Genomic DNA, 26,653 nt, shown 5'->3' with positions numbered 1-26,653 from the left:
CTTCGAGCCCCAGCAGCCTGCCGGCGGTTCGATCTTCGGTGGTTCGCCAGCGCCTGCCGCGCGTCCGGTAATCAACGCACCGGCCTGGTTCAATGAAGAGCGCTTCATTGAAGCGGCGCGCAGCCACTTCCAGTCCCTGCAGCAACACTGGGACGCCAACGAAATGGACAAGATCGCCGAGTTCGTGACCCCACAGATGCTGCAGTTCCTGAAACAGGAACGTGCCGATCTGGGCGACGGCTTCCAGTCGACCTACATCGACAACCTGCAAGTGCAGCTCGAAGGTGTGGATGACCGTGCCGACAAGACCATCGCCACCCTGACCTTCAGCGGTGTGTCGAAGACCTCGCGCTTCGACCAGGGCGAAGTGTTCAGCGAAAGCTGGAACATGGAACGCGCCCAGGGCGACAACCAGCCATGGCTGGTAGCAGGTATCCGCCAGAACGGCTGATTCATTCTGCTGTCACAGCTGTAAGGCAAAACCCCGACTCAGGTCGGGGTTTTGCATTTCACGATTGCACTTATAGCGAGCTACTGTATAAACCGCCGTCAAACAACCGCGCCATAGAGCTAAGAGGACCCAGGCCGTGGAAGAAGTCATCGAACAACTCCGGGAAGCCAACGAACCGGTACCCGTCCCCCTGGAACTGCCGGACGAAGACCAACTGGTGGAAATTGAAGAACAGCTGTTCATCAATATCCCGTTCGTCTTCAAGGAGTTCCTGTTGACTGTCAGCGACGTGGTTTACGGCAGCCTGGAACCTGTGACCGTCACCGATCCGCAATCCCACACCTACCTGCCGGAAGTGGCTGCGACCGCCTGGGACATGGGCGTGCCGCGTGAGCTGATCCCGATCTGCCAGGACGGCGACGATTACTACTGCGTCGAGGAAGACGGCACCGTGGTGCTGTGGTCCGGCGAGGAAGAGCTGATCACCGAAGAATCCTGGGAATCGGTGTGGCACTGGGCGCGGGACGTCTGGCTGGAAAGCTGAGACGCCGCCGCGGCTGCGTACACCGCGGCGACTGAAACAGCTCGCCGGCACCCTGCCGGCGAGCGGCAAGGTCAATGCCCACTGTTGTCCTTGCTGTGGTCGAAGGTTTCGATCAGCGCCACCTGCATCCGCGTATGCACACGGATGAACCAGCGCCACAGGACCGCGGCCACCGCCGCCGCCACTACGGCGATCAACACCAGCAGTTCCAGGGTCGGCAGGATGCTCGACGAGAGCGCCGCCAGCAGCAGGAAAATCACCAGCAGCGACAGGATCGGGATCACCTCGGCGATCACCCGACGCACTCGCTGGGTATGGCGCCCGGCCATTTCCGGCTTGACCCCCATCTCCGCCAGCAACATCGACAGTGCCTTGAGCTTGCGATAGGCAGCAATCAGGAACGGCAGCGAAAGCAGCAGCGCCCCGCCCCAGATCAAGGCTTTCTGCCAGCTCGGCTCACTGACCCAATCTTCCAGGTAGGTGCCAATGCGCTTGGCGAAATAGCCACCGGAAAAGAAGATCGCCACCACCAGCGCCAGGTTCACCCCCACTTGCAGCAGGATCTTGCGGATCATCGTCGCCAGCAGCGCACCCTCGCCCTGGGGCTGGATGCTGCGCAACCACTCGCCATACATGCCCAGTACCCGGCTCAGGCGCTTGGGCAGGACCCCTGCCAGCTTCAGCGATAGCGGGTCCGCGGCACGGATCAGGTAGGGCGTGAGCAAGGTGGTGATGGCGGACACCGCCACCGCTACCGGGTAGAGGAAGTCGCTGGTGACCTGCAGGGTCATGCCCAGTGCGGCGATGATGAAGGAAAATTCGCCAATCTGTGACAGGCCCATGCCTACCCGCAGTGAGGTGCGTCCATCATTGCCGGCGATAAAGGCCCCCATGCCGCAGGACAGCATCTTGCCCAGCACCACCGCCACCGTGATCACGGCAATCGGCCAGGCGTATTGCAGGAGGATCTGCGGGTCGATCATCAGGCCGATGGCGACGAAGAAGATTGCGCTGAACAGGTCGCGAACCGGTTCGATCAGCCGCTCGATCTTCAGCAGCTGGCGAGACTCGGCCATGATCGCACCGATCAGGAAGGCCCCCAGGACCATGCTGTACTCCAGTTTGACCACCAGCAGGCAGAAGCCGAAACACAGCCCCAGCACGGTGATCAGCAGCATCTCGTTGCTGTCGAACCTGGCCACGTAGGCCAGCAGGCGCGGCACCAGCAGGATGCCGATCACCAGCGCCACGATCATGAACAGCGAAAGCTTGCCGACGGTGGAGAACACCTCGCCGGAACTCACCGTACCGCTGACCGCGATGCTCGACAGCAAGGCGATGATGCCGATGCCGAGGATGTCCTCGACGATCAGTACGCCGAAGATCAGCTGGGCGAAGCGCTCGTTCTTCATCTTCAGGTCATTGAGCGCCTTGACGATGATGGTGGTGGAGGAAATGGCCAGGATCGCCCCGAGGAACAGCGAATCCATGGTGCTCCAGCCGAACCAGCGGCCGATCTCGTAGCCGATCCAGATCATCAGGACGATTTCCAGGAACGCCGCGATAAAGGCCGTGGCCCCGACCTTGAACAGCTTGCGCAGGCTGAATTCCAGCCCCAGGCAGAACATCAGGAAAATCACCCCCAGCTCGGCCAGGGTCTTGATGGTCTGTTCGTCGTGGATCAGCCCGAAAGGCGGAGTGTGAGGGCCGATGATGAAGCCGGCGACTATGTAGCCCAGCACGACAGGCTGCTTGAGGCGATGGAAGAGGATGGTCACCACGCCTGCGACCAGCATGATCACGGCCAGGTCCTGAATGAAGCTGATGGCATGCATGGCCGGGGCTCTCCTTGGAATGCTGGGCGGGGGTGATCGCCTAAAAAGAATGTTCTGATCAGTAGAAGGAAATATCCAAAATAGAAGCGGAAAATGCCCTGGAACGGGTGTTTTGCAGGTTAACACCGCGACTTCCGGCAGGAAGGCGGTGCAATATTAGGAAACAGATCCACCAGGGCGTGACGACGTGGCCCGGCCCGGCGTCCCGTTATCGATGGTTTGAAAACCCTTTGGAGCCAGCACCCGCAGAGGTGCTCCAGCAACCCCTGCCCAGAACCGTGAGCGTGCTATGGAACCCGGAAACGCCCAACTGTCGATGACGGTATTGATGACCCCTGACATGGCCAATTTCTCTGGCAATGTCCACGGCGGCACCTTGCTCAAGTACCTCGATGAAGTCGCCTATGCCTGCGCCAGCCGTTACGCCGGCCGCTACGTGGTGACCCTGTCGGTGGACCAGGTGATCTTCCGCGAGCCGATCCATGTCGGCGAGCTGGTGACCTTCCTGGCCTCGGTCAACTACACCGGCAACACCTCCATGGAGGTGGGCATCAAGGTGGTCACCGAGAATATCCGCGAGCGTTCGGTGCGCCACACCAACAGCTGCTTCTTCACCATGGTGGCGGTGGACGACCAGCGCAAGCCGGCCCAGGTGCCGCCGCTGCAGCCGGAAACCGCCGACGGCAAGCGACGCTTTATCCAGGCCCGGCAGCGCCGGCAGATCCGCCAGGAACTGGAACAGCGCTACCGGGAAATCAAGGCCGACGGCCCTTGATGCTCAAGCTGCACCGCTGATTCAGCAGGGCCACGGACGGTCCTCCCCCCTCCAGAGCTTCCAGCGCTCCGCCGCCACACTCCAACACCCGCCAGCAGGCTTCTGCGGTCATCCTGAATGGCCAGATCCATCCCTTTTTGACCACATCGAGAGTTATGCCCCCAGGGCACCGCTGCCAGAATCGAAGGGCAAGGCACAAACGCACTCCCCGCCCGGGGAGCCTTCGAGCCAACGAACGCGTGAGAACAATAAAAATGCCCAGCGCCAATGCTCTTTCCAGCAGCCCCCCTGCGTCCGCCCATAACGCCAGCCTCGATGGCGGCTTCACCCACAGTGCCCAGGGCACCTCGCTGCGGCGCATCCTCGGCCTGCCGGCCCTGGTGTTCTTCGGCCTGGTGTACATGGTCCCGCTGACCGTCTTCACCACCTACGGCGTGGTCACCCAACTCACCGGCGGGCGCACCGCCGCAGCCTATGTGATCACCCTGCTGGCGATGATCTTCACCGCCCTTTCCTACAGCGTAATGGTCAAGAAATACCCCATTGCCGGCTCAGCCTATTCCTACGCCAGCCTCAGTTTCGGCCCGGGCATCGGCTTCCTTGCCGGCTGGTCGCTGCTGCTGGATTACCTGTTCCTGCCGATGATCAATTACCTGGTGATCGGCCTGTTCCTCAACCTGGCCTTCCCCGCCGTGCCCGCCTGGGTCTTCGTGGTGGCGACCATCAGCCTGGTGACGCTGCTGAACATCCGCGGCATCGGCTCGGTATCGAGCATGAGCAACCTGATCGTCTGCGCGCAGATGGTCTTCGTGGTGGTGTTCGTGGCCCTGGTGGTCCGCCAGTTGGCAGGGGCCGAGAGCCTGGACCTGAGCGCACCCTGGGTCGGCGATGGCAGCCAGGATGGGCTGTTGCCGCTGATGGCCGGGGCCGCGGTGCTGTGCCTGTCGTTCCTGGGCTTTGACGCGGTGTCGACCCTGGCCGAGGAAACCCGCGACCCGCGCCGGGACATCCCCCGGGCAATCGTCATCACCACCCTGGGCGCCGGCCTGCTGTTCATCCTGCTGGCCATGACCAGCCAGCTGGCGTTCCCCGGCAGCAGTTTCAAGGACGCCGACTCGGCGGCCAGCGAGGTCATGCTGCACGCCGGCGGACGCTTCCTGGAGATGTTCTTCACCGCCACCTATGTCGCCGGCGCCGCCGGTTCGGCCCTGGCATCCCAGGCCTCGGTATCGCGCATTCTGTTCAGCATGGGCCGTGACGGCATCCTGCCACGTCGGGTGTTCGGTACCCTGTCCGAGCGCTACAAGACCCCGGTGGTGGCCATTGTCCTGGTGTCGCTGGTGTCATTGCTGGCGGTGGTCATCGACCTCACCACCCTGGCGTCGATGATCAGCTTCGGTGCACTGGTGGCGTTCTCGGTGGTCAACCTGGCGGTGATCAAGAGTCACCTGGGCCAGGGCCAGCCGCGCAGCACCGCACGGCTGTTGCAGTACGGCCTGCTGCCGTTGATCGGCTTTGCCCTGATCGCCTGGCTGTGGACCAGCCTTTCGGCCCTGACCCTGGGCATCGGCCTGGCCTGGTTCGCCCTGGGCCTGCTGTACCTGGGCATACACACCCGGGGCTTTCGCCAGCCCGCGCCGACCGTGCAGTTTTCCGAGCAGGCCTGAGCCCGCCTCAGAAGCCGATCGGCGTGGCCTCGAAGCGCACCCGTGGGTGGGCGATGCGGTCCTGGGCGCGCACCAGCTCCAGCTCGTAACTGGCGCAGGCCTGGGTTTCCAGCAGTACTTCATGCACCGCCGCGGCGGTGAATTCGAAGGCCGCCACCAGGCTGTCCCCCAACAATACCCGGGCCAGGAACAGGCCTGAGGTCAGGTCGCCCACCCCCACCGGCTGGCGCGGGAACGCCAGTAATGGACGGCGCAGGTGCCAGCTGCCGTCAGCGGTCACCAGCAGCATCTCGAAACCGTCCGCCAGCTTGCCCGGGTAGTCCAGGTGCTTGACCAGCACCGCCCTGGGGCCCTTGTCCAGCAGCGACCGGGCCATGCCCAGGCAGTCGAACAGCGATTGCGGCTTGCGCCCGCAGAAGCTGTCCAGCTCCAGCTGGTTGGGGCAGAGAAAATCCGCCATGGCCACGGCCTCGTCCAGCAGGAAGTCGCTGACTTCAGCCGGCACGCTGCAGCCCTTCTCCGGGTGGCCCATCACCGGGTCACACAAGTACAGGGCCTTGGGATTGACTGCCTTGATCCGCGCCACACCGCTGAGGATCGCCCGGCCCTGGGCCGCGCTGCCCAGGTAGCCGGACAGCACCGCGTCGCAGTTGCCCAGCTCGCCGATGGCGGCAATGCCTTCAACCAGCTCGGGAATCTGCTGTGGCGCCAGCACTTCCCCGGCCCACTGACCATACTGAGTGTGGTTGGAGAACTGCACCGTATTCAGCGGCCAGACATTCACCCCGACCCGCTGCATGGGGAATACCGCGGCACTGTTGCCGGCGTGGCCGAAAACCACATGGGACTGGATCGCAAGCAGGTGGGGCGTACGTTTCATGCAGGATTTTCCATAAAACCGGTGGAATTCAAGCCGCGCAGTATGCGACTAAACGCAGCCTGTACGACAGACCGGAGTCGCAGTTAAGCTGACGCCACCTCGTTGGAGCAAACCTTCATGCTGACCCTTGGAAACATCTTTGTGCTGATGCTGCTGGCAACCGCTGCTGCCTGGCTGTGGCACAACCACGGCCTGCGCGAACGGGCCCTGGAGCGGGTCAAGCAGCACTGCGCGCGGCTCGACATCGAGTTGCTGGACGGTAATGTGGCGCTCAAGCGCATCGGTTTCGTCAAGGATGGCAATGGCCGGCGGCGCCTGGCGCGGGTCTACAACTTCGAGTTCACCGTGACCGGGGAAACCCGTCATGCCGGGACCATCACCCAGTTCGGCGCCCACAGCGCCCATATCGAGCTGGCGCCCTACCCGTTCGAAGCCAAGGAGCCCCTGCCCAGTGCCGAGGTGATCGAGCTGAGCCAGTGGCGCGAGGAACATCGCAAGTTCAAGCCGTAAGAGTGGCGTGCACGCCGTTTTTCCTACAGGCGACAGGCATCGAGACTGGCCTGCAGGACGGTAATGTCCTGAGGGCTACTGAAGATCAGTTCCAGGCGCGAATCCCGGCGCCATTCGCTGGGCAGCCAGTTCAGCGGTGAATTATCCAGCCCGTTGCCCGACCGCCAGCCTTGATCACTGTGGAGCACCAGCTTGGCCCGGCGCCAGTCGAGGTTCTGCAGCCAGTGCTCGACCCGGACCAGATCGAACTGCTGGCTGGGGTGCCAGCGCCAGCCGATGCTCCAGCCATCCTCCTGGGACTGGCTGAGGCAGATCGGCAGCGCCGGATCGCTCCACACGGCCGGCAACTGGGCCAGGCCCTGGGGAATGTCCGACTGCTCCAGGGCCGCTTCGGCGCTGGCTCCCAGGCCCGGCAGCTCGGCCAGGGGCAAGGCGGCATGGCGGGTCCAGAACAAGGGAAGGTTCGGCAATTGCTCCAGCACCCGCAACCTGTCGCTGTCGCTGAGCAGTTCGTCCTTGTTCAGTACCAGCAGGCCGGCGCTGGACAGCGCATCCTGCTGTTCCCGGGGCAACGGCTTGCCAGCGGCCAGCGCCTGGGCATCCAGGACCAGCACGCAGGGTTGTACTGCCAGCACGCCCTTCCAGGGCGCTTCATTCAACTGCTTGAGCAATTGGGCCGGGTGGCCGAGGCCCGAGGGCTCGATAAGCAGGCGGTCCGGCCGGGCCTTGCGCAACAGGCGGCCCAGGCCCACCTGGAACGGTGCACCGTTGACGCAGCACAGGCAGCCGCCGGCCACTTCGCCCAGGGCGATGCCATCTTCGTCGCGGGTCAGCAGGGCCGCGTCCAGGCCGATCTGGCCAAACTCGTTGATCAGCACCGCCCAGCGCTCGGCGGCCGGACGCTGGCTCAGCAGATGGCGGATCAGGCTGGTCTTGCCGGCGCCCAGGGGGCCGGCGATCACGTGGGTGGGGATGTTCTGCAGCATGGGAAGGGGTCCGGAAAACCTGTGAGGTGATGCTACGCCCTTCCCGCCCTGGGCGAAAATCCGCTCGATTCGACGCCGCTCTTGGGAGCGCTGAAGGTCCTGCGGAGCTTCGCCCAGGCTCGGCAAGCGGCTGCACGGGCCTAGGTCAACCCAGCCAATCGAGGGTGAGGATCAGCCGGCGTTCCCCTGGCGCTGGCTGCGGCGAGCGGTGGATCAGGCCAAAGCCTTCGTTGCCGTGCCATTTCTCGCCCTTGAACAGCGCCACGTCGCCGCTGGCGATCTGCTGGACCTGTGCCGGGTCCCGTGGTTCGCCCTCGGCCTGTCCCAGTTTCCTGCGGTCCATGGCGCCTTCGCGCAGCCATTCGCTGCCGGCTCCGGCGTAGGTGGTAATCAGCCGCACCGGTACATGGTCCACGTGAAACCGCGGGCACATGGCCTTGTCCAGGACCCGCAGGCGCAGCCCGACGCGCCTGGCCCCGAGCAGGCAGGCAAAAGCGCTGACCAGCCAGGCAACATCGGCGATAAAGCCTTCATAACCCTGCAGATCACTGAACCCCGAAGCCAGGCCGCGCAGATTGGGTTGCGCGTCTTCGTCGGGCAGCTCCAGGGACAGGGATTCGGCCAGCGGCTGGTCCAGGGACAGCAGCAACTCGGCGAAGTCGGCGATGTGGGCCGGCAACTGGCGCTGCCAGAGGCCGAGATTGACCTCATCCTCCAGCACCTGGGCGAGCACCGCCGGGGTGCTGCCGATGGCCTGGCGGCGAGAGACCGGCGCGGTCACGCTCGGCAGCAGCAGCCATCTGGGCGGATTGGCCAGTGGAGTCACCGGCAAGTTCAGGGTCAGCATCAGGCCGCTTCCTCGTCATGCCAGGGGCCAAAGGGATCGTTCAGCAGGCTCCAGCCCTCGACGCCGAGGGCCATTTCATCGTCATCCAGCAGGCACAGGTCGAGCTCCGCGCAAAGCCGGGTGAAGTCGATGTTCTGGCCGATGAACACCAGTTCCTGGCGGCAATCGCCGGTGGCCGCGGTCCAGTTGTGCATGATCGCCGCGGTGCCTTCTTCGTTCTGGGGCCAGTGCTGCTTGGGCACGAAGCGCCACCAGCGCCCGGCAAAGCCATGGCGCATCAGGCCACCGGCCTGGGACCAGCTGCCGGCTTCCTGGTACTTGCTGGCCAGCCAGAAGAAGCCCTTGGAGCGCAGCAGCTTGCCGTTGACCCAGGGCCGGTTGATGAAGTCGAAGAAGCGCTGGGGATGAAACGGCCGCCGCGCCCGGTAGGCGGTGGAAGCGATGCCGTACTCCTCGGTTTCCGGCACATGCTCGCCGCGCAACTCCCGCAGCCAGCCCGGAGCCTGGGCCGCGCGCTCGAAATCGAAGCGCCCGGTGTTGAGGATCTTCGCCAGCGGTACCTGGCCCATGACCATGGGCACGATCTCGGCCTGGGCATTGAGGCTCTTGAGGATGGCCAGCAGTTCCTGGCGCTGGTCGCTGCTGATCAGGTCGATCTTGCTGACCAGGATCACGTCGGCGAACTCCACCTGTTCGATCAGCAGGTCGCTGATGGAACGTTCATCGTCTTCGCCCAGGGTTTCGCCCCGGGAAGCCAGGCTGTGCGCGGCCTGATAGTCCAGCAGGAAATTCATGCCGTCGACCACCGTGACCATGGTGTCGAGCCGGGCGATATCCGCCAGGCTCTGGCCGGATTCATCGCGAAAGGTGAAGGTTTCCGCCACCGGCAGCGGCTCGGAAATCCCGGTGGATTCGATCAGCAGGTAATCGAAGCGCCCGTCGCGGGCCAGCTTGCCCACTTCCTCCAGCAGGTCTTCGCGCAGGGTGCAGCAGATGCAGCCGTTGCTCATTTCCACCAGTTTTTCTTCGGCGCGATTGAGGCTGACATCGCGCTGCACTTCGCTGCCATCGATGTTGATTTCGCTCATGTCGTTGACGATCACCGCCACCCGCAGGTGGTCGCGGTTGCGCAGGATGTGATTGAGCAAGGTGCTTTTGCCGGCGCCGAGAAAGCCGGACAGCACGGTAACGGGGAGACGGTCGGTCATGGGTTGTTCCTCATCAGGATCGCGGCTGGGTCAAAGCGCCCGTTGATGGCGTTCGCGCAGCTCTTGGCGTTCTTTGGCTTCGATACACAGGGTGGCGGTGGGCCGCAGCAGCAGGCGCTTGAGGCCGATGGGCTCGCCGGTGTCGCGGCACCAGCCGTATTCGCCACGGGCCAGGCGCTCCAGGGCTTCGTCGATCTTGTCCAGGAGCTTCTTTTCCCGCTCCAGCAGGCGCAGTTGCCACTGGCGCTGCTCTTCGGCACTGCCGATGTCGGCGGGGTCGCTGTGGGGTTCCTGCTCGCGCAGCTGGTCGAACTCGCCGGCAATGCGCTCCTGCAGATCACTGCGCTGGGCCAGCAGCAGCTGGCGAAAGAAGCCCTGCTGGGCTTCGTTCATGTAGTGCGTCTCGGGTTGGGCGAGAAGGTCTTGTTCAGTCATGGCGAGTCACGGGTCAGGCTGTGTTTTTATGTTATATTATAACAACACAAATTAGCCAACCTTCCCTTGCCGCCCACGACGAAGGGCGCGATGCTGCGCCCCTGTCGTCACGAGAATCGCCATGCGCCCTGTCCTGCCCACCCTGCTTTCAGGCCTGTTGCTGCTGGCTGGTCACGCCAGCGCGGCGGTGCCCAGTACCCTGGCCACCTGCACCCGCAGCGCCACCTTGCTGGCCTGCGTCGACCCGCTGGGCAACGCCTACAGCGTCGCCACGGCCGGCAGCACCACCTACCTGCGCGGCTTCGAGGTGATCGGCAAGCGCTATTGGGCGCAGACCAACAGCCGCTACGGGCAGCTGACGTTCTTCACCGGCCTGGCCTCCGACGGCGAGGCCTGGGTGGGCTACAGCCAGCGCGTGGGCTGGACCACGCGCAACCGCTTTTCCAGCTCCGGCGGCAGCCGCGGGCAGTTCACCTGCAGCCGCATCAGCGGCTGCTAGCGCCCTTTCCCGTACCGCCTGCGTAGGAGCTGGCTTGCCAGCGAAGACATCCTCAGCCACCCCATTCACCGGCCTCTTCGCCGGCAAGCCGGCTCCTGCAGGTCGGCGTTCAGGCGGGGCGGTTGTTCTTGGTTTCCTGGAGCCAGGCCATGTAGCTGTTAACCGGTGGGTTTTTCTCGAAGTAGCGCTGCAGGCCGTTGAACAGGCCATCGGCAATCGCCTGCTGGTGGCGCGCGGTGACCAGGCGCTGGCTGTCGCGGCTGTTGGAGATGAAGCCGGTTTCCACCAGGATCGACGGCACGTCCGGTGACTTGAGCACCGCAAAACCGGCCTGTTCCACACGCTTCTGATGCAGGGTGGTAATGCCCGACAGGCTCTGCAGCACAGTCCCGCCCAATTGCAGGCTGGCGGCGATGGTGGCGTTCATCGACATGTCGACAATCACCCCCGCCAGCATCGGATCCTTGTCCTTGAGGTTGAGCAGCGTCGTCGCCCCCAGCAGGTCGGCGCCGTTTTCCCGCTGGGCCATCAAGCGCGCGGTGGCCGAGGTGGCACCACCTTCGGACAGGGCGTACACCGATGCGCCGGATGCGGTAAGCCGCGGCGCGGCATCGGCATGCACCGAGATGAACATGTCGGCCTGGTGCTTGCGGGCAATCTCCACGCGTTTGCGCAGCGGCACGAAGAAATCATCGTTGCGCACCAGCTTCACGTCGAAACCCTTCTCGCGCTTGAGCCGCTTGGCCAGCAGGCGGGCGATGGCCAGCACCACATCCTTCTCCCGTTCGCCCCTGGCCCCCACGGCGCCCGGGTCCTTGCCGCCATGGCCGGGGTCTACTACCACGATGATGTCGCGCTTGGGATGGGGCTTGCCTGTCGTGGCCTCGGGCTTGGCCAGCGGCGCGGCGGCCGCAGCGATCGGCAGGGGCGGCCTGGTGGCCTTGGACAGATCCAGCACCAGCCGATGGCCCTGGCCATCCTGGGGCGGCAGGAGAAAACTGTGGAGCTGCACCGGCTCGCGCAGGTCGAGGACGATCCGCGTATCGCCCTGGCCGAAGTGCCCGGAGCGAATGGCGCGGATCACCGTGTTGGCCAGGGCCAGCTGGCTGAAATCACCGCTCAGGCGCGCGCCGTTCAAGTCGATGATCAAGCGCTCCGGGGCACTCAAGCTGAAGGTCTTGTATTGCACCGGGTGGCTCAGATCGAGCACCAGCCGCAACTTTTCTGCGTCCTTCCACAATCGTGCGTTGCGGATCTGCGCGGCGCAGACACTCCAGGGAAACATCAGGGCCGTACCGGCCAACAGCAGGTTGAGCAATTGACGTCTGTGCATGGCAAATACCGCGAAAAAAGGAGCATCCCTACTCACAAGACAAGATGAACAACCGTCGAGGAAAAATTTCCCATCGAACGTATTGTTATAATATAACATGTGAAATCACTTCCCACGACGGACCTGTTCATGAACGCGCTGACTCTGCCGGATATCGCCGCGCAGGCCTCACGCCAAGCCTTGCCCCTGGAATGGGTGGGCATGTGCGGCATTGCCTTACCTGTAGTGATCAACAACCAGCCAAGCGCAGCCAAGGCCGATGCCGGTGTCAGCCTCGACGATGGCGAGGCCCGGGGCATTCACATGTCGCGCCTGTATCTGGCCCTGGAAATGCTGGAACAGGAGAACCTCACCCCCGCTCTGCTCCGGCAGATCTTGCAGCGCTTTCTCGATAGCCATGAAGGCCTGGCCCACAGCGCCTACCTGCGCATTCAGTTGGATCTGCTGTTGAAACGCCCGGCCTTGGTCAGCCCGTTGGCCGGCTGGAAAAGCTACCCGCTGAGTATCGAAGCGCGGCTGAAAAACGCGATGTTCCACGTGGAACTAAAAATCGACGTGCCTTATTCCTCCACTTGCCCCTGTTCGGCGGCGCTGGCGCGGCAGTTGATCCAGCAGCAGTTCATCGAAGATTTTGCCAACCGGCCATTGCAACACGCCGACGTCCTGGCCTGGCTGGGCTCGCCCCAGGGCGTCGTCGCGACGCCCCATAGCCAGCGCAGCAACGCGGCATTGCATCTGCGCCTGGATGATTTCATCGACGAACTGCCGTTGATTGCCCTGATCAACGATGCGGAAAACGCCCTGGGCACCGCCGTGCAAACCGCGGTCAAGCGTGCCGACGAGCAGGCCTTCGCCCTGGCCAACGGGCAGAACCTGATGTTTTGCGAAGACGCCGCCCGCCGCTTGAACCTGGCCCTGCGCCGTTCCCCCGGAATCAACGCCTTTCAATTGCGGGTCGTGCACGCCGAAAGCCTGCATGCCCATGACGCCGTGGCCGAAAGCCGCTGGAACTGGGAGGCCTGATGATCCGCTGCGAACACCTGCGTTGGGGCGCTCCGGGGCAACCCCTGACTCCAGCCCTGGATCTGCACCTGCCCAGGGCCAGCCTGAGCGCGATCATTGGCGCCAACGGGTCGGGCAAGAGCAGCTTGTTGAAAGTCATCGCCGGGCTGCAGAAACCACTCGCGGGCAAGATCCACCTCGGCACTGCCCGAGGCGGCTTGTCCTTCTTGCCGCAGCAGCAACACCTGGATCGACAGTTCCCCATCAGCCTGGAAGAACTGGTGGCCGGCGGCTTCTGGGGCAAGCGTGAAGCGGCCAGGGTCAGGGCAGAAAAGCTGCGCACGGTCCTCGAAGACTGGTGCCTGAGCGGCCTGGAAAAGCGCCCGTTGATGGCCCTTTCCGGTGGTGAATTGCAACGTGCCCTGCTCGCCCGATTGAGCCTGACCGAAGCCCCCTTGCTGCTGTTGGACGAGCCCCACGCCGCCCTCGACGAAACCGGCCAGGCCCTGCTCTGGCGTCACTTGTACAACTGGCACGCTCAGGGCCGGACCCTGGTGGTGGTCTGCCATGACCTGGCCGCCGTGCGCCAGCACATCCCCCAGACCCTGCTGGTAAAAAGCAGTGGCTGCGTATTCGGCCCCAGCCTGGAGCTGATCGCCCCACAATCCTGCGCGCAGGTGGCTTGATGCACTTCGCCGCACATTTCTGGCAGCCGTTCAGCGAATTCCTGTTCATGCGCCGGGCCCTGCTCGGCGGCCTGCTGCTGGCCTGCAGCACCGCGCCCCTGGGGGTGTTCCTGATCCTGCGGCGCATGAGCCTGATCGGTGACGCCGTGGCCCACGGCATTCTCCCGGGCGCCGCCCTGGGCTTCTGGTTCGCCGGTCTCAGCCTGCCGGCGCTGACCCTGGGCGGCCTCGGTGCCGGGTTGGGCATGGCCGGGCTGGCCGCCTGGATCACCCGGCGCACCGGCCTGCGGGAAGACGCCAGCATCGCCGCCATCTACCCCATTTCCCTGGCCAGCGGCGTGCTGATCCTCGGGCTGGCGGGCAAGCGCCTGGACCTCTTGCACCTGCTGTTCGGCTCGGCCCTGGCGGTGGATGGCCCGACCCTGAACGGCATGCTGCTGGTCTCGCTCTTCAGCCTGCTGGCCATGGCGTTGATCTACAAAGCCCTGCTGCTGGACACCCTCGACCCGCTGTTCCTGCACAGCGTCAGCCGCCTCGGCCCCCTGGCCCACGGCCTGTTCCTGACCCTGGTGGTGCTCAACCTGGTGATAGGTTTCCAGGCCATCGGCGCGCTGATGGTGGTGGGCCTGATGATGCTGCCGGCCGCCGCCTCGCGTTTCTGGAGCCGACGCCTGCCCGCCCTGATCGGCATCGCCGCGCTGTTTGGCTGCCTCTCGGTGTGGCTTGGCCTGCTGCTGTCGTTCCATTACTCGCTGCCCAGCGGCCCGGCCATCGTGCTGGTGGCCGGCGGCCTGTACCTGCTGTCCGTGGTGTTCGGTCCGGTGCACGGCTTGCTGCACCGCCCACCTTTGCTCACATCCCCATGAGGTGTTTCCCGATGCGCGCTCTACTCGTGCTGTTCAGCCTGCTGTTGCCTTTGTCGCTGCCTACTGCCCAGGCGGCGGACAAGCTGGCGGTGGTCACCAGCTTCAGCATCCTCGCCGACATGACCCGCCAGGTCGGCGGTGAGCATGTGCACATCACCAACCTGGTGGGTGCCGACGAGGATGCCCACACCTACGAGCCGAGCCCGGATGACGCCAAGGCCCTGCTCAAGGCCCGGCTGATCATCAAGAATGGCCTGGGTTTCGAACCCTGGCTGGACCGCCTGGTGGCCAGCACCGCCACCCAGGCCCAGGTCGTCACTGCCAGCCGCGGGGTTATTCCGCGCACCCTGGAGGAAGACGGCGAAAGCGTTCCCGACCCTCATGCCTGGCACAACCTGGCCAACAGCGAGCTCTATGTGAGCAACATCACCAAGGCGCTGATCGCTGCCGACCCGGCCCACCAGGCCGACTACCAGCGCAACAGCCAGGCCTACCTGAAACAGATCTATCGCCTGCTGGCCGAGGCCAAGGCCAAGCTCGGTTCCCTGCCCCCGGGCAACCGCAAGATCGTCACCTCCCACGACGCCTTCGGCTACCTGGGCCAGGCCTACGGTATCGACTTCATGGCGCCCCAGGGCCTGTCCACCGAGCGTGAACCTTCAGCCGCCGAAGTGGCTGCGCTGATCACCCAGATCCGCAACGCCAAGGTCAAGGCAGTGTTCATGGAGAACATCAAGGACGCCCGCCTGCTCAAGCAGATCGCCGACGAAAGCGGCGCCCATATCGGCGGCACCCTGTACTCCGATGCGCTCTCGGCCAGCGGTCCGGCCAGTACCTTCACCGGCCTGTTCGAGTACAACCTCGACACCCTGTACGAGGCCCTGAGCCGACCATGATCCGCCGCCCACCGCTGTCGCTGCTGGATCTGGAAGCCGCGCCCCAAGGCAGCCGCTGGGCCTTGACCGCAGTGCTCGACGCCCTGCCCTGGAACAGCGACGGCCTGATCGCCGCCATTGCCCAGCAGCACGACAGCGGCGAGGTGCTGATGCTGGCCTGGATGAACCGCCAGGCCCTGGGCGAAACCCTGGCCAGCGGCCAGGCCTGCTACTGGTCGCGCTCGCGTCGCTGCCTGTGGCGCAAGGGCGAAAGCTCCGGGCATCGCCAGCGCCTGATCGAAGCGCGCCTGGACTGCGACGGCGATGCCGTGCTGCTGCTAGTGGATCAGCAAGGACCGGCCTGCCACACCGGGCGCCCCAACTGTTTCTACAACGCCATTCGCGATGGCGCGGTGGAAGTCATCAGTTCCCCCTTGAAGGACTCGCGCCATGATTCGTAAAAACCCCTCCGGCGATCTGCCCGTGATCGCCGAATCCGCCTACGTCGACAAGACGGCCATCATCTGCGGCAAGGTAGTGATCGGCGACAACGTCTTCGTCGGCCCCTACGCGGTGATCCGCGCCGACGAAGTGGACGCCAGCGGCCAGATGCAAGCCATCACCATCGGCGCCAACTCGAACATCCAGGATGGCGTGGTGATCCACTCCAAATCCGGCGCGGCGGTGACCATCGGCCAGCACACTTCCATCGCCCACCGCTCCATCGTCCATGGCCCCTGCGTGGTCGGCGACCGAGTGTTCATCGGTTTCAACAGCGTGCTGTTCAACTGCGAAGTGGGCGACGGCAGCGTGGTTCGACACAACTCCGTGGTGGATGGCCGCGACCTGCCGCCGGGTTTCTACGTGCCCTCCACCACCCGCATCGGACCCAAGACCGACCTGGCGCAGTTCCCTCCCGTGAGTGTCAGCGCTTCGGAGTTTTCCGAAGACGTGGCGCGCACCAACGTCGACCTGGTGCGTGGCTACAAGGCCCTGCAGAACGAGTTTTGAGCATGAGCCGAATCCTCATCCGCAATGCCCGCCTGGTGAACGAAGGGCGCGAATTCGACGCCGATGTGCTGGTGGCGCACGGGCGCATCGACACCATCGGCAGCCTGGACCACCTCAGCGCCGAGATCGAAATCGACGCCCGCGGCCAGTGGCTGCTGCCGGGCATGATCGACGACCAGGTGCACTTTCGCGACCCCGGCGCGCCGGACAAGGGCAGCCTGTACAGCGAGTCGCGGGCGGCGGTGGCCGGTGGCATCACCAGCTTCATGGACATGCCCAACACCTCGCCGGCGACCCTGGATCTTGCCGCCCTGAACGACAAGAAGCGCCGCGCAGCGAGCGTTTCGGTGGCCAACTATGGCTTTCACTTCGGGGTCAGCAACGACAACCTCGACCTCGTCGCCGCCCTGGACCCCACGGAGGTGGCCGGGGTCAAGGTGTTCATGGGGGCCTCCACCGGCAACATGCTGGTGGACGATCCCGAGGTGCTGGACCGGCTGTTCCGCCAGGTGCCGACCCTGCTCCTGGCCCACTGCGAACACACCCCCAGCATCCAGGCCCGGCAACAGCGCTGGCTGCAACTCTATGGCGAGCAGATTCCCGCCGCCGCCCACCCGCACATCCGCGATGCCGAGGCCTGCTTTCGCTCCTCATCCCTGGCGGTGGAACTGGCGAAGAAACACGGCACCCGCCTGCACGTGCTGCACCTGACCAGCGCCCGGGAACTGGCGCTGTTCGAGGACCGGCCCCTGGCGCAAAAGCGCATCACCGCCGAGGTCTGCGTACATCACCTGCTGTTCGATGACCGCGACTACCCGCGCCTCGGCCACCTGATCAAATGCAACCCGGCGATCAAGACCCAGGCCGATCGCGATGCCCTGCGCCAGGCCCTGAACAGCCAGCGCCTGGATGTCATCGGCACCGACCACGCGCCCCATACCTGGGAGCAGAAACAGCTGCCTTACAGCCGCGCGCCCTCCGGCCTGCCGCTGGTGCAGCATGCATTGCCAGCGCTGCTGGAACTGGTGGCCGACCGGGTGCTGCCCCTGACCACCCTGGTGGAAAAAACCAGCCACCGAGTCGCCGACCTGTTCGCCATTCCCGATCGCGGCTACCTGCGCGAAGGCTACTGGGCCGACCTGGTGCTGGTCCGCGCCGAGCCCACAGGCCTGGCCGTGGACAGCCAGCCGATCCTCGCCCACTGCGGCTGGACGCCCTTTGCCGGCCAGCGCTTTCGCCACAGCGTCAGCAGCACCCTGGTGTCGGGCCAGCTCGCCTGGCACCAGGGCCGCCTGTACGACGACTGTCAGGGCCTGCCCCTGCGCTTCACCCGTTAATAGCCCGACCCCAAGGACCGCCGAAGATGATCCGCATCACCCTGCCTGATGGCGCGTGCCGTGAGTACGACCAGCCGTTGTCCGTTTTCGAGGTGGCCGCCAGCATCGGCAGCGGCCTGGCCAAGGCCGCCGTGGCCGGGCGAGTGAACGGCCAACTGGTGGACTGTGACTACCTGTTGCACAGCGACGCCCGCTTGAGCATCGTCACTGCCCGCGACCCCGAGGGCCTGGAAGTACTGCGCCACTCCTGCGCGCACCTGCTGGCGATGGCGGTGAAACAGCTGTTCCCCTCGGCGCAGGTGGCCATCGGCCCGGTGATCGAGGATGGCTTCTTCTACGACTTCGCCTACGAGCGCCCCTTCACCCCAGAGGACCTGGAACTGATCGAGGCGCGCATGCATAGCCTGGCCGCCACCAATCATTCGGTGCGCCGCCGGGAATTGTCCCGGGAGCAGGCCCTGCAGCATTTCGCCGACCTGGGCGAGCACTACAAGGTCGAGCTGATCCGCGACTTGCCGCCAGATGCTGTGCTGTCGCTGTACCGTCAAGGGGATTTCGAAGATTTGTGCCGTGGGCCACACCTGCGTTCCACTGGCCAACTGCGCGCCTTCAAGCTGACCAAGGTGGCCGGAGCCTACTGGCGCGGCGACGCCCGCAACGCACCGCTGCAGCGGATCTACGGCACCTGCTGGGGCACCCGCCCGGAACTTGAGGCCTACCTGTTGCGCCTGGAACAGGCGCAACAGCGCGACCACCGTAAGCTCGGCCAGCAGCTGGATCTGTTCCATTTCGACGACTGCGCGCCGGGCTCGGTGTTCTGGCACGCCAAGGGCTGGACCCTGTTCCAGGAACTGATCGGCTACATGCGCAGGCGCCAGGAACAGGCCGGCTACCAGGAAGTGAACACCCCCGACGTGATGGACCGCGGCCTCTGGGAAACCTCCGGGCACTGGCAGAACTACCGCGACCACATGTTCACCACCACCACGCAAGACCAGCGCACCTTCGCCCTCAAGCCGATGAACTGCCCCGGCGCGGTGGCGATCTTCGGGCATGGCCGCAAGAGTTACCGCGACCTGCCACTGCGCATCGCCGAGTTCGGCAAAGTCCACCGCTACGAACCTTCAGGGGCCCTGCACGGCCTGTTGCGAGTGCGCCATTTCACCCAGGACGACGCCCACATCTTCTGCACCCCGCAACAGATGCAAAGCGAATGCGCAGCCACCATTGCCCTGGTATTCGACATCTACAAGGAGTTCGGTTTCGACCAGGTGGCGGTGAAGCTTTCGACCCGCCCCGACCACCGCATCGGCAGCGATGAGGTCTGGGACCAACTGGAAAAGGCCCTGGTCGGTGCCTTGCAGAGCATGCACATCGACTACCGGATCAACCCCGGGGAAGGCGCCTTCTACGGCCCCAAGCTGGAGTTCGTGCTGCGCGACGCCATCGGTCGCGACTGGCAGTGCGGCACTCTGCAGGTGGACCTCAACCTGCCCGAGCGCTTCGCCATCAGCTACATCGACGAGCGCGGCGAACGCTGCCAGCCGGTGATGCTGCACCGGGCGCTGTTTGGTTCCCTGGAACGCTTTATCGGCATTCTCCTGGAACACCATGGCGGCGCCCTGCCCCTGTGGCTGGCACCGCAACAAGCGGTGGTGCTGAACATCAGCGAAGCCCAGGCCGACTACGCCCGGGCCATCAGCGACAGCTTGCGCCGTCACGGGCTGCGGGCCAGCGCCGACCTGCGCAACGAAAAGATCGGCTACAAGATTCGCGAACACAGCCTGCAGAAAGTGCCTTACCTGCTGGTGGTCGGGGAAAAGGAAAAGGACGGAGGCTACGTCAGCCTGCGCAGCCGAAATGGCGAAGACCTGGGCCGCCTGAGCCTGGAGCAGGCCCTGGCCCGGATGCGCTAGGCGCTGCCCGGGGCACGGGCAGCGTCAGCGTCAGCCAAAAGTCAGGAGGCGCGGGGTTTGACCGTGCCGCAGTCCTGGCCCAGCCACACGGCGCGGGTGTCCATGCTGCCCTTCTGCTGCAGGCCGGTGGCGTTGAAGGTGCCGGCCACGTTGGTGGTGAACTCACGATCGCTGATGAACGTGGCCACTCCATTGCCCTGGGCCTTGGGGCAACTGAAGCGGAACTTCCATTGATTGCCACTGCGTTCGGTCACCTGCTGCTGGCAACCCGACTGCGGGTCCTGCAGCGGGATGGTGTCCGACTGCACCTGGGCCGGTGTCAGGCACACCCGAATCCCCTTGCCGCCCATGGTCACACCCTGTTTCTCCAGCATCGCCCGCTGTTGCGGGGTCATCTGCTGCTGCAACTGGCCGAGGATCAGCGACAGGTCCGGCATGTTCTGGTCGTCGATCTTCATGTTGCTGCTGGTCAGCTCCCACAACCCCGGCTGCAGCATCTGCGCCTGCGCCACCACCGGAAGCGCCAACCCCGCCGCCAAGGCCCAACCCAGTAAACGAAGTTTCATCGAATGACTCCTAGACAATAGTGGCCGTTAGACTTCAGCCGGGGCACGGTGTTGCATGCAGAATAAAATAGCGACATTCACCGTGGAACATGGTCTGTTAGGCATTGAATCTTCAGGAGCAAGGCTGCCCCATGGATTATTTTGGCCCGCACATCTTCGGCTATCTCATCGCACTGCTGCATTTTCTCGGGTTGATCGCCGCGATCCACGCGGTACTCACCGTCAGGACCGCCCAGGGCGCCATCGCCTGGGCCCTGTCGCTGCTGTTCATGCCCTACCTGACCCTGATTCCCTACCTGGTGTTTGGTCGCAGTACCTTCGACGCCTACATCCAGGCCCGGCGTCAGGCCAACGTGGAAATGCACAAGGCCATCAATGAACTGAACTGGCGTCCCTGGGTGGAAGAAGCCCTCACCGCCCGCGCCTCCAAGGCCTACGCCTCGCTGCGGGCCATGCCCAAGCTGGGGCGCATGCCGTGCCTGGCCAACAATCAGGTGCGCCTGCTGGTCAACGGCGACGCCACCTTCGAAGCGATCTTCAACGCCATCCGCCGTTCCCACAAGGCGGTGCTGATCCAGTTCTTCATCATCCACGACGATGACCTGGGCCGGCGCCTGCAACGCCTGCTGCTGGAAAAGGCCGCCGAGGGCGTGTCGATCCACCTGCTCTACGACCGCATCGGCAGCCACTCCCTGCCCGCCAGCTACGTACAGACCCTGCGCGACGCCGGGGTCCAGGTGCACGCCTTCGCCACCCGCAGTGGCTGGCTCAACCGCTTCCAGGTGAACTTCCGCAATCACCGCAAGATCGTGGTGGTGGACGGCATGCTGGGGTTCGTCGGCGGGCATAACGTCGGCGACGAATACCTGGGCAAGAAGCCGCCCCTGGCGCCCTGGCGTGATACCCACGTGCAGGTCAGCGGCCCGGTGGTGGCCTGCCTGCAGGAGTCCTTTGCCGAAGACTGGTTCTGGGCCGCCCGGGAACTGCCGCCGCTGATCCTCCCCGACACCTACCCGGACGACGGCGTGCTCTGCCAACTGCTGGCCAGCGGTCCGGCCGATGCCTACGAAACCTGCTCGCTGTTCTTTGTCGAGGCCATCCACGCGGCCACCGAGCGGGTGTGGATCACCAGCCCGTACTTCATTCCCGATGAGGCGGTGTTCGCTGCCCTGCGCCTGGCGGTGCTGCGGGACGTGGATGTGCGCATCCTGCTGCCCGCCCGCCCGGACCACCGCATCGTCTATGCCGCCTCCAGCCTGTACGCCTTCGAAGCGGTGCGCGCCGGGGTGCGAGTATTCCGCTATCAGCCGGGGTTCCTGCACCAGAAGGTGGTGCTGATCGACAACGAAATCAGCGCCATTGGCAGCGCCAACCTGGACAACCGTTCGTTCCGCCTGAATTTCGAAGTGATGCTGCTGACGGTGGACGACGACTTCGCCACCGAAGTGGAACACATGCTGGAAGCCGACTTCGCCAAGGCCCGGGAAATCGCCAAGGAAGAAAGCCGCCAGACCCACCGCCTGCAACAACTGGGCATGCGGGTCGCGCGGCTGATTTCTCCGATCCTTTAAGGGCCAGGCTTATGGATGATAGAGATCATCCCGGGTCCAGGGCAGTTCATGGCTGCCATCGGCATGGGGCTTGACCGCCAGGATCTGGTGCAGGTTGATCCAGCCCTTGGCAAAGGCATAGGCGCAGCCCGCCAGGTACAGCCGCCAGATCCGTAGCGCCTGCTCCGGAACCTGCCTGGCGGCGGCTTCCAGATTGTCTTCCAGGCGTTCGCTCCAGTGATCCAGCGTCCGCGCGTAATGCATGCGCAGGCTCTCGACATCGACAATTTCCAGCCCCGCCTCGCTGATGAACGCCGAGATCATTGCCAGGTGCGGCAGCTCGCCATTGGGAAACACATAGCGTTCGATGAAGTCCCCGGCCCCGCGGCCCACCGGGCGGCCGTCGGTGTGCTTGGCGGTGATGCCGTGGTTCATCACCAACCCGCCCTCGCGCACGGCCCTGAACAGGGTCTGGCAGTACTCCGGCAAATTGGCGTGGCCGACGTGCTCGAACATGCCGACACTGACCACCTTATCGAAGCGGCCATCCTGGGGCAGGTCGCGGTAATCCAGCAGTTGCAGGTCCACCAGGTCGTCCAGGCCTTCGGCGGTCACTCGCTCGCGGGCCAGGGCCAGCTGTTCCTTGCTCAAGGTGATGCCGAACACCTTGGCGCCGAACTCACGGGCGGCGTAGCGGGCCAGCCCGCCCCAGCCGCACCCGACATCCAGCAGGTAGTCCCCCGGTTGCAGGCGCAGCTTGCGGCACAGGTGGCGGAATTTGGCTTGCTGGGCCTGTTCCAGAGACTCGCTTCCGGTCTCGAAATAGGCGCAGGAATAGGCCATGTCGCTGTCGAGCCACAGTTGGTAGAAGGCGTTGGAAAGGTCGTAGTGATAGGAAATCGCGGCTGCGTCGGTCGCCTTGTCGTGCAGCGAGCGCACCGGCTGGTTGCCGTCGTCATCGTCGAGCAAGGCCTGGCTCAGTTCGTCGCAGACCCGGATGACTTCGCTGATGGAACCTTCCAGTTCCAGTTTGCCCTCGACAAAGGCGCCCCCCAAGGCGTCCAGGCTAGGGTGAGTCAGCTGCGCCACCAATTGCGGGTCCTTGACCACGATCGTGACGTTGGGCTCCGGCCCCAGATTGAATTCATGGCCATCCCAGAGCCGCAGGCGTAGAGGCAAATGCAGATTCTGTAAGGCCGGTGGAAGTTGCGCGAGCATGGAAAATCCCCCTTGTTTCAGACGTCTGAAATGAGGGTAGACCATCCTAGAAAATAGCAGGCTATCGATTTGATAGTGGTTTTCTATGATTCGCTGCGCATCACCAGGCCATCCTCGACCCACTGTTTCAACCAGGTAACCGCCTGCAGCGGGGCCCCCTCGGCATAAGTGACGGCCAGCCCGGCGCAGAGTTCCGCAAAATTCCACCGTTGCTCGATCATGCCCCGCAGCGCTGTGGCCTCTTCGGCTGGCAGGCTGCGATAACGGCAGACCCGGTCCGCTCGCCAGACCAGGCACAGCTGCTGCTGATCGAGTAAAGCACTGCGGGGGAAATCCGCCTGCTCCTTGACCGCGCGCCACTGGGCCACGCTGTTGTAGCGGCAGTCGAGCCATTGCACACAGGGCGCCAGGCGCAGTTGCAGCTGCGGCCATTGCTCGACATCCAGCCCGGCCATGGCCGCCACCGTCAGCACCTGGGCTTCGGCTGCGTCGAAGGCCAGGGTGAAGGCCCACTCCAGGCGCGCCAGTTCCGCCAGGGGCGCGCCCTGCTCCGGCACCAGATGGCCCTGGATGAATTCGGCAAAGCCCTGCCCCAGCCAGCGCAGGCTGAAATGCCGGGACGGGCACTGGCGAATGTAGGCCTGCGTCAGGGCCTGGAATTCTGCATCCCCCAGCCAGTGCCGGATGGCCGGGAAGTCGCTGCCCATGACCTCCTGCAACCGGGCCATGTAGGCATTGTGATAGATCGCCAGGCCGGTCTCCACATCCAGGGTCGGGCCACCGATCAGGCTGTCTTGCAGGACGGCGCGGGCCTGGGCCTGTTCGCCCAACAGATAGGCTTCAAAAGCCAGTTGCCAGTCGTTCAGGCGCATTGCTGCCTCCCGGCCAGGGTCTGTTGCCCGAGATCTCGGGCCTTGTGCAGTTCGCTGAGCAGCTCTTCCAGGGGCGGGAAATGATCGTCGCGCTCCAGCAGGGTGGCCACCGGCCCCAGGTGTTCAAGGGTGCGTTGATACAGCGCCCAAACGGGATCGCAGACCGGGTGGTCGTGGGTGTCGATCACGTAGTCGCCATAATCCTGATGCCCGGCCAGATGCAGTTGCCGCACGCGCTGCGCCGGCAGCGCCTGGATGAAGTGCCAGGGATCGAAACCATGGTTGCGCGAACTGACGTAGACGTTGTTCACATCCAGCAGCAGTTCGCAGCCGCTGAGCTGGCTCAAGGCGGCGAGAAATTCCCACTCGCTGAACTCGTCGGCCGCCGCCCGCACATAACTGGAGACGTTCTCCAGCACCAGGGGGCGCTCCAGAATGTCCTGCACCTGACGCACTCGCCCTGCCACGTAGTGCAGGCTCTCCTCGGTGTAGGGCAGCGGCAGCAGGTCGTGCAGTTGATGGGCGTTGCCCCGGCTCCAGCACAGGTGATCGGAGATCCACGCCGGGTTTGCCCGGCTGGCCAGTTGCCTGAGCCGCAGCAGGTAATCCCGGTCCAGGGCATGGGGGCCGCCGATGGACAGCGACACCCCGTGCATCACGATGGGGTAGCGCTCGGCGATCGCATCCAGGTAATACAGCGCCTTGCCGCCCTGCACCATGAAGTTCTCGGACACCACTTCAAACCAGTCGACGTCCGGCGCCTCGTCGAGAATCTGCTGGTAGTAGGCACTGCGCAAACCCAGGCCATAGCCCAGGCTGGAAGAAAATTCAGACATCGCCAACTCCTTGCCAAGTGGCCGCAGTGGTTGCCAACCCCACTGCGGCAGCACTCGAACGCCGCTTACTCGCCGACTTTGCCGCCTGCTTTGTCACACGCGGCCTGGGTCATGGCCTTGAAGCCCTGGCCTTTACAGGCGCCCATGCCCTTGCAGGCGTGATCCTTGGTCTTGCAGTCGTTCTGCCCTTTGCAGGCGTTGACGCCGTAGCAGTGCACCTGGGCATCGGCAGCAGACGCTTGAGTCACGACACCGGCAAACAGAGTGGCGGCAGCAAAAGCCAGGGCAGCGCCGGCGGCGGTTTTCTTCATGTTCATTTTTGTTTCCTCAATAGTCGCAGGGGATCGGCGGGTGCTTGTGCAATCCCGTCATAGCACTAGAGAGAGGAAGCATCCCGGCGTTACAGCCGGGATGAAAAAAACTGCGCGGCGGCGTCTACAGCTTCAACAGCGGCTCCTGGAAACGCAGCAGGCGACCGGCATTGCCCAACACCAGCAAGGTGCTCAGGTTGTGCAGCACCGCAGCGATCATCGCCCCCGCCGCCCCCAGCCAGCCGAACGCGGCAAAGGCGACGATGGCCAGGGTCCAGCCCAGGCCGATGATCACGTTGACCTGCAAGGTCCGCCGGCATTCACGGCTCAGGCGCACGCAGGTGCCCAGGCGTCGCAGGTCGCTGCCGATCAGCACCACATCCGCCGAAGCCAGGGCGATGTCCGCACCACCGGCGCCCATGGCCACCCCCACCACCCCGGCCTTGAGAGCCAGGGAGTCGTTGATGCCGTCGCCGACCACCATCGGCCGGAAGCCCTTGTCGATCTCCTCCAGTACCCGCTCAAGCTTGTCTTGCGGCAGGGCCTGGGCCTCGACGTCGGCGATTCCCACTTCCAGCGCCAGGCTGTCGGCCACACTCTGGCGGTCACCGGTGAGCAGCAACTGCCGGCCCAACCCCAGTTCGCGCAACTCGCCCAGGGCATGCCGGGCCTCGGGTTTGACGCTGTCGGCCAGCAACAGCCAACCGAGAAATTCGCCATCAAGCGCCAGGCCGGCAATCGGCCCGTCGTGCCCCGGCACCGGGCTGGTGTCGATACCCAACTGGCGGAACAGCTCCGGGCGGCCAAGGGCCGCTTCGCCCTCCTCGGTACGGGCCACCACCCCCAGGCCCTGGCGTTCATGAATGTCCCCCAGTGGCCATTGCTCTTCCTGGGGCACCAGCCCTGCCAGGGCCCGGCTGACCGGGTGGCTGCTGGCCGAGCCGAGGCTGGCGGCCAGAGTGAGCAGGCTTCGCTGGTCTTCCCGGGGGCTGTCGATGGCCTGCAAACGCAAGGTGCCGTACGTCAGGGTGCCGGTCTTGTCCACGACCAGGGAGGTCAGGTCCGCCAGCTCCTCGAGAAAGGCCGAACTGCGAATCAGGATGCCGTGGCGCGCGGCCACAGCGATCCCGGCGATGGCGGTGGCCGGCGCCGACAGCACCAACGCGCAGGGACAGGCCGCCACCAGCACCGCGAGCATGGCTTGGGCATCGTTGGTGATGAACCAGGTCACCGCCGCCAACAGCAACACCAGCACCATGTAACTGCCGGCATAGCGCTCCAGCAAACGGGTGATGGGCGGCTTGGCGCGCTCGGCGCTTTGCATCAGGGCAATCACCTTGCCCAAGGTCGACTCCTCGCCGGTACGGGTGACCTGCACACGCAACAGCCCATCGAGATTGATTGCGCCGCCAAATATCTGCATGCCCTGAACCGCTTCCAGGGGGACCGATTCGCCAGTGATCGGCGCGGTATCCAGGCTCGCCTGGCCGGACACCACCAGACCATCGGCGGGCACCCGATCGCCAGCGCGTACTTCCACCAGGTCGCCGGCCTTGAGGCTGGCGTTGTCCACTTCCACGACGCTGCCATCGGCCCGTACCTGTCGCGCCAGGCTGCGGGTCAAGCGGCCCAGGGCG

At 64.6% G+C, this 26,653-nt stretch carries 28 protein-coding genes; 15 read left to right on the top strand and 13 right to left on the bottom strand.

Annotated features, from left to right (window positions below; all coding sequences use genetic code 11):
• A partial coding sequence (locus tag F6S12_RS20050) for a Tim44 domain-containing protein (protein WP_315869254.1) occupies window positions 1-451 on the top strand: 451 nt, incomplete at its 5' end.
• Between the two features lie 136 nt (window positions 452-587).
• Window positions 588-995, top strand: coding sequence for an SMI1/KNR4 family protein (locus F6S12_RS20045; protein ID WP_011064330.1), 408 nt, complete (start codon window positions 588-590; stop codon window positions 993-995).
• A gap of 71 nt (window positions 996-1,066) precedes the next feature.
• Here the strand turns inward: F6S12_RS20045 and F6S12_RS20040 are convergent, their stop codons facing one another.
• Complete coding sequence (locus tag F6S12_RS20040) at window positions 1,067-2,830, bottom strand: cation:proton antiporter (protein WP_011064331.1); 1,764 nt, start codon at window positions 2,828-2,830, stop codon at window positions 1,067-1,069.
• A 289-nt stretch (window positions 2,831-3,119) separates the two neighbouring features.
• On the opposite strand from F6S12_RS20040, the gene F6S12_RS20035 reads away from it, so the two are divergent.
• Window positions 3,120-3,605 carry an acyl-CoA thioesterase gene (locus F6S12_RS20035; protein WP_011064332.1) on the top strand — a complete coding sequence of 162 codons (486 nt, stop codon included), beginning with the start codon at window positions 3,120-3,122 and terminating at the stop codon, window positions 3,603-3,605.
• A gap of 254 nt (window positions 3,606-3,859) precedes the next feature.
• The gene (locus F6S12_RS20030) at window positions 3,860-5,272 is read left to right on the top strand and encodes an APC family permease (RefSeq protein WP_015637538.1); all 1,413 of its coding nucleotides are present in this window, start codon (window positions 3,860-3,862) and stop codon (window positions 5,270-5,272) included.
• Window positions 5,273-5,279: 7 nt separating this feature from the next.
• Here F6S12_RS20030 and pdxY read toward each other — a convergent pair whose 3' ends face one another.
• Window positions 5,280-6,152 (bottom strand): pyridoxal kinase PdxY, encoded by an 873-nt coding sequence (gene pdxY, locus F6S12_RS20025; protein ID WP_015637539.1) that lies wholly within the window; start codon window positions 6,150-6,152, stop codon window positions 5,280-5,282.
• 117 nt (window positions 6,153-6,269) lie between these two features.
• On the opposite strand from pdxY, the gene F6S12_RS20020 reads away from it, so the two are divergent.
• On the top strand, window positions 6,270-6,662 hold the full coding sequence (locus F6S12_RS20020; protein ID WP_015637540.1) for a DUF3301 domain-containing protein: 393 nt from the start codon (window positions 6,270-6,272) through the stop codon (window positions 6,660-6,662).
• Window positions 6,663-6,685: 23 nt separating this feature from the next.
• Here F6S12_RS20020 and F6S12_RS20015 read toward each other — a convergent pair whose 3' ends face one another.
• The 4 genes from F6S12_RS20015 to dksA all read right to left on the bottom strand — a co-directional run bounded on the left by F6S12_RS20015 (window position 6,686) and on the right by dksA (window position 10,138).
• Window positions 6,686-7,648: a CobW-like GTP-binding protein gene (locus tag F6S12_RS20015; RefSeq protein ID WP_315869253.1), complete on the bottom strand. Its 963-nt coding sequence runs from the start codon at window positions 7,646-7,648 to the stop codon at window positions 6,686-6,688.
• A gap of 145 nt (window positions 7,649-7,793) precedes the next feature.
• The gene (locus tag F6S12_RS20010) at window positions 7,794-8,495 is read right to left on the bottom strand and encodes a DUF1826 domain-containing protein (protein ID WP_315869252.1); all 702 of its coding nucleotides are present in this window, start codon (window positions 8,493-8,495) and stop codon (window positions 7,794-7,796) included.
• The gene (zigA, locus tag F6S12_RS20005) at window positions 8,495-9,703 is read right to left on the bottom strand and encodes a zinc metallochaperone GTPase ZigA (RefSeq protein ID WP_315869251.1); all 1,209 of its coding nucleotides are present in this window, start codon (window positions 9,701-9,703) and stop codon (window positions 8,495-8,497) included. The genes F6S12_RS20010 and zigA overlap by 1 nt, the downstream gene beginning before the upstream one ends.
• A 30-nt stretch (window positions 9,704-9,733) precedes the next feature.
• On the bottom strand, window positions 9,734-10,138 hold the full coding sequence (gene dksA, locus F6S12_RS20000) for an RNA polymerase-binding protein DksA (protein ID WP_011064339.1): 405 nt from the start codon (window positions 10,136-10,138) through the stop codon (window positions 9,734-9,736).
• Between the two features lie 121 nt (window positions 10,139-10,259).
• Here dksA and F6S12_RS19995 point away from each other — a divergent pair, with 121 nt between their 5' ends.
• On the top strand, window positions 10,260-10,637 hold the full coding sequence (locus F6S12_RS19995) for a hypothetical protein (RefSeq protein WP_015637544.1): 378 nt from the start codon (window positions 10,260-10,262) through the stop codon (window positions 10,635-10,637).
• A 109-nt stretch (window positions 10,638-10,746) separates the two neighbouring features.
• Here the strand turns inward: F6S12_RS19995 and F6S12_RS19990 are convergent, their stop codons facing one another.
• Window positions 10,747-11,970 carry an N-acetylmuramoyl-L-alanine amidase gene (locus tag F6S12_RS19990; RefSeq protein WP_315869250.1) on the bottom strand — a complete coding sequence of 408 codons (1,224 nt, stop codon included), beginning with the start codon at window positions 11,968-11,970 and terminating at the stop codon, window positions 10,747-10,749.
• 129 nt (window positions 11,971-12,099) lie between these two features.
• On the opposite strand from F6S12_RS19990, the gene folE2 reads away from it, so the two are divergent.
• Genes folE2 through thrS form a run of 8 tightly spaced genes read left to right on the top strand, consistent with a single transcriptional unit; the run spans window position 12,100 to window position 19,663 of the window.
• A complete protein-coding gene (gene folE2 / locus F6S12_RS19985) occupies window positions 12,100-12,993 on the top strand; it encodes a GTP cyclohydrolase FolE2 (protein ID WP_315869249.1) in 894 nt (297 codons plus the stop codon).
• On the top strand, window positions 12,993-13,658 hold the full coding sequence (locus F6S12_RS19980) for a metal ABC transporter ATP-binding protein (protein WP_011064343.1): 666 nt from the start codon (window positions 12,993-12,995) through the stop codon (window positions 13,656-13,658). Before folE2 ends, F6S12_RS19980 begins: the two co-directional genes overlap by 1 nt.
• Complete coding sequence (locus F6S12_RS19975; protein WP_011064344.1) at window positions 13,658-14,524, top strand: metal ABC transporter permease; 867 nt, start codon at window positions 13,658-13,660, stop codon at window positions 14,522-14,524. Before F6S12_RS19980 ends, F6S12_RS19975 begins: the two co-directional genes overlap by 1 nt.
• Before the next feature lie 11 nt (window positions 14,525-14,535).
• Window positions 14,536-15,420: a metal ABC transporter substrate-binding protein gene (locus F6S12_RS19970; RefSeq protein WP_041120483.1), complete on the top strand. Its 885-nt coding sequence runs from the start codon at window positions 14,536-14,538 to the stop codon at window positions 15,418-15,420.
• A complete protein-coding gene (gene hisI, locus F6S12_RS19965) occupies window positions 15,417-15,860 on the top strand; it encodes a phosphoribosyl-AMP cyclohydrolase (RefSeq protein WP_019093405.1) in 444 nt (147 codons plus the stop codon). Before F6S12_RS19970 ends, hisI begins: the two co-directional genes overlap by 4 nt.
• Complete coding sequence (locus F6S12_RS19960; protein ID WP_011064347.1) at window positions 15,850-16,410, top strand: DapH/DapD/GlmU-related protein; 561 nt, start codon at window positions 15,850-15,852, stop codon at window positions 16,408-16,410. Before hisI ends, F6S12_RS19960 begins: the two co-directional genes overlap by 11 nt.
• 2 nt (window positions 16,411-16,412) lie before the next feature.
• Complete coding sequence (locus tag F6S12_RS19955; RefSeq protein ID WP_015637551.1) at window positions 16,413-17,747, top strand: dihydroorotase; 1,335 nt, start codon at window positions 16,413-16,415, stop codon at window positions 17,745-17,747.
• A gap of 26 nt (window positions 17,748-17,773) precedes the next feature.
• Window positions 17,774-19,663, top strand: coding sequence for a threonine--tRNA ligase (gene thrS / locus F6S12_RS19950; RefSeq protein ID WP_053154735.1), 1,890 nt, complete (start codon window positions 17,774-17,776; stop codon window positions 19,661-19,663).
• Window positions 19,664-19,704: 41 nt separating this feature from the next.
• On the opposite strand, the gene F6S12_RS19945 is transcribed toward thrS, so the two are convergent.
• A complete protein-coding gene (locus tag F6S12_RS19945) occupies window positions 19,705-20,229 on the bottom strand; it encodes a DUF3617 domain-containing protein (RefSeq protein ID WP_011064350.1) in 525 nt (174 codons plus the stop codon).
• A gap of 131 nt (window positions 20,230-20,360) precedes the next feature.
• Here F6S12_RS19945 and cls point away from each other — a divergent pair, with 131 nt between their 5' ends.
• Window positions 20,361-21,800: a cardiolipin synthase gene (gene cls / locus F6S12_RS19940; RefSeq protein ID WP_011064351.1), complete on the top strand. Its 1,440-nt coding sequence runs from the start codon at window positions 20,361-20,363 to the stop codon at window positions 21,798-21,800.
• A 9-nt stretch (window positions 21,801-21,809) separates the two neighbouring features.
• On the opposite strand, the gene cfaB is transcribed toward cls, so the two are convergent.
• The 5 genes from cfaB to F6S12_RS19915 all read right to left on the bottom strand — a co-directional run.
• Window positions 21,810-22,997: a C17 cyclopropane fatty acid synthase CfaB gene (gene cfaB / locus F6S12_RS19935; protein WP_011064352.1), complete on the bottom strand. Its 1,188-nt coding sequence runs from the start codon at window positions 22,995-22,997 to the stop codon at window positions 21,810-21,812.
• An 83-nt stretch (window positions 22,998-23,080) separates the two neighbouring features.
• Window positions 23,081-23,869: a DNA-binding domain-containing protein gene (locus tag F6S12_RS19930; protein ID WP_123431140.1), complete on the bottom strand. Its 789-nt coding sequence runs from the start codon at window positions 23,867-23,869 to the stop codon at window positions 23,081-23,083.
• Window positions 23,860-24,705, bottom strand: coding sequence for a DUF692 domain-containing protein (locus F6S12_RS19925; RefSeq protein ID WP_015637556.1), 846 nt, complete (start codon window positions 24,703-24,705; stop codon window positions 23,860-23,862). The genes F6S12_RS19930 and F6S12_RS19925 overlap by 10 nt, the downstream gene beginning before the upstream one ends.
• 65 nt (window positions 24,706-24,770) lie before the next feature.
• The gene (locus F6S12_RS19920) at window positions 24,771-25,022 is read right to left on the bottom strand and encodes a membrane protein (RefSeq protein WP_011064355.1); all 252 of its coding nucleotides are present in this window, start codon (window positions 25,020-25,022) and stop codon (window positions 24,771-24,773) included.
• Between the two features lie 118 nt (window positions 25,023-25,140).
• A partial coding sequence (locus F6S12_RS19915) for a heavy metal translocating P-type ATPase (protein WP_315869248.1) occupies window positions 25,141-26,653 on the bottom strand: 1,513 nt, incomplete at its 5' end.

Origin of the sequence: Pseudomonas sp. JV245A, from assembly GCF_032424515.1 — a bacterium.
GTDB lineage: Bacteria > Pseudomonadota > Gammaproteobacteria > Pseudomonadales > Pseudomonadaceae > Aquipseudomonas > Aquipseudomonas protegens.
This window is presented reverse-complemented; position numbering and strand designations above follow the sequence as displayed.

Coding starts and splice junctions, on each gene's coding strand:
- F6S12_RS20040 (WP_011064331.1), bottom strand. CDS start 2,830: ATGCATGCCATCAGCTTCATTCAGGACCTGGCCGTGATCATGCTGGTC.
- F6S12_RS20035 (WP_011064332.1), top strand. CDS start 3,120: ATGGAACCCGGAAACGCCCAACTGTCGATGACGGTATTGATGACCCCT.
- F6S12_RS20030 (WP_015637538.1), top strand. CDS start 3,860: ATGCCCAGCGCCAATGCTCTTTCCAGCAGCCCCCCTGCGTCCGCCCAT.
- pdxY (WP_015637539.1), bottom strand. CDS start 6,152: ATGAAACGTACGCCCCACCTGCTTGCGATCCAGTCCCATGTGGTTTTC.
- F6S12_RS20020 (WP_015637540.1), top strand. CDS start 6,270: ATGCTGACCCTTGGAAACATCTTTGTGCTGATGCTGCTGGCAACCGCT.
- F6S12_RS20015 (WP_315869253.1), bottom strand. CDS start 7,648: ATGCTGCAGAACATCCCCACCCACGTGATCGCCGGCCCCCTGGGCGCC.
- F6S12_RS20010 (WP_315869252.1), bottom strand. CDS start 8,495: ATGCTGACCCTGAACTTGCCGGTGACTCCACTGGCCAATCCGCCCAGA.
- zigA (WP_315869251.1), bottom strand. CDS start 9,703: ATGACCGACCGTCTCCCCGTTACCGTGCTGTCCGGCTTTCTCGGCGCC.
- dksA (WP_011064339.1), bottom strand. CDS start 10,138: ATGACTGAACAAGACCTTCTCGCCCAACCCGAGACGCACTACATGAAC.
- F6S12_RS19995 (WP_015637544.1), top strand. CDS start 10,260: ATGCGCCCTGTCCTGCCCACCCTGCTTTCAGGCCTGTTGCTGCTGGCT.
- F6S12_RS19990 (WP_315869250.1), bottom strand. CDS start 11,970: ATGCACAGACGTCAATTGCTCAACCTGCTGTTGGCCGGTACGGCCCTG.
- folE2 (WP_315869249.1), top strand. CDS start 12,100: ATGAACGCGCTGACTCTGCCGGATATCGCCGCGCAGGCCTCACGCCAA.
- F6S12_RS19980 (WP_011064343.1), top strand. CDS start 12,993: ATGATCCGCTGCGAACACCTGCGTTGGGGCGCTCCGGGGCAACCCCTG.
- F6S12_RS19975 (WP_011064344.1), top strand. CDS start 13,658: ATGCACTTCGCCGCACATTTCTGGCAGCCGTTCAGCGAATTCCTGTTC.
- F6S12_RS19970 (WP_041120483.1), top strand. CDS start 14,536: ATGCGCGCTCTACTCGTGCTGTTCAGCCTGCTGTTGCCTTTGTCGCTG.
- hisI (WP_019093405.1), top strand. CDS start 15,417: ATGATCCGCCGCCCACCGCTGTCGCTGCTGGATCTGGAAGCCGCGCCC.
- F6S12_RS19960 (WP_011064347.1), top strand. CDS start 15,850: ATGATTCGTAAAAACCCCTCCGGCGATCTGCCCGTGATCGCCGAATCC.
- F6S12_RS19955 (WP_015637551.1), top strand. CDS start 16,413: ATGAGCCGAATCCTCATCCGCAATGCCCGCCTGGTGAACGAAGGGCGC.
- thrS (WP_053154735.1), top strand. CDS start 17,774: ATGATCCGCATCACCCTGCCTGATGGCGCGTGCCGTGAGTACGACCAG.
- F6S12_RS19945 (WP_011064350.1), bottom strand. CDS start 20,229: ATGAAACTTCGTTTACTGGGTTGGGCCTTGGCGGCGGGGTTGGCGCTT.
- cls (WP_011064351.1), top strand. CDS start 20,361: ATGGATTATTTTGGCCCGCACATCTTCGGCTATCTCATCGCACTGCTG.
- cfaB (WP_011064352.1), bottom strand. CDS start 22,997: ATGCTCGCGCAACTTCCACCGGCCTTACAGAATCTGCATTTGCCTCTA.
- F6S12_RS19930 (WP_123431140.1), bottom strand. CDS start 23,869: ATGCGCCTGAACGACTGGCAACTGGCTTTTGAAGCCTATCTGTTGGGC.
- F6S12_RS19925 (WP_015637556.1), bottom strand. CDS start 24,705: ATGTCTGAATTTTCTTCCAGCCTGGGCTATGGCCTGGGTTTGCGCAGT.
- F6S12_RS19920 (WP_011064355.1), bottom strand. CDS start 25,022: ATGAACATGAAGAAAACCGCCGCCGGCGCTGCCCTGGCTTTTGCTGCC.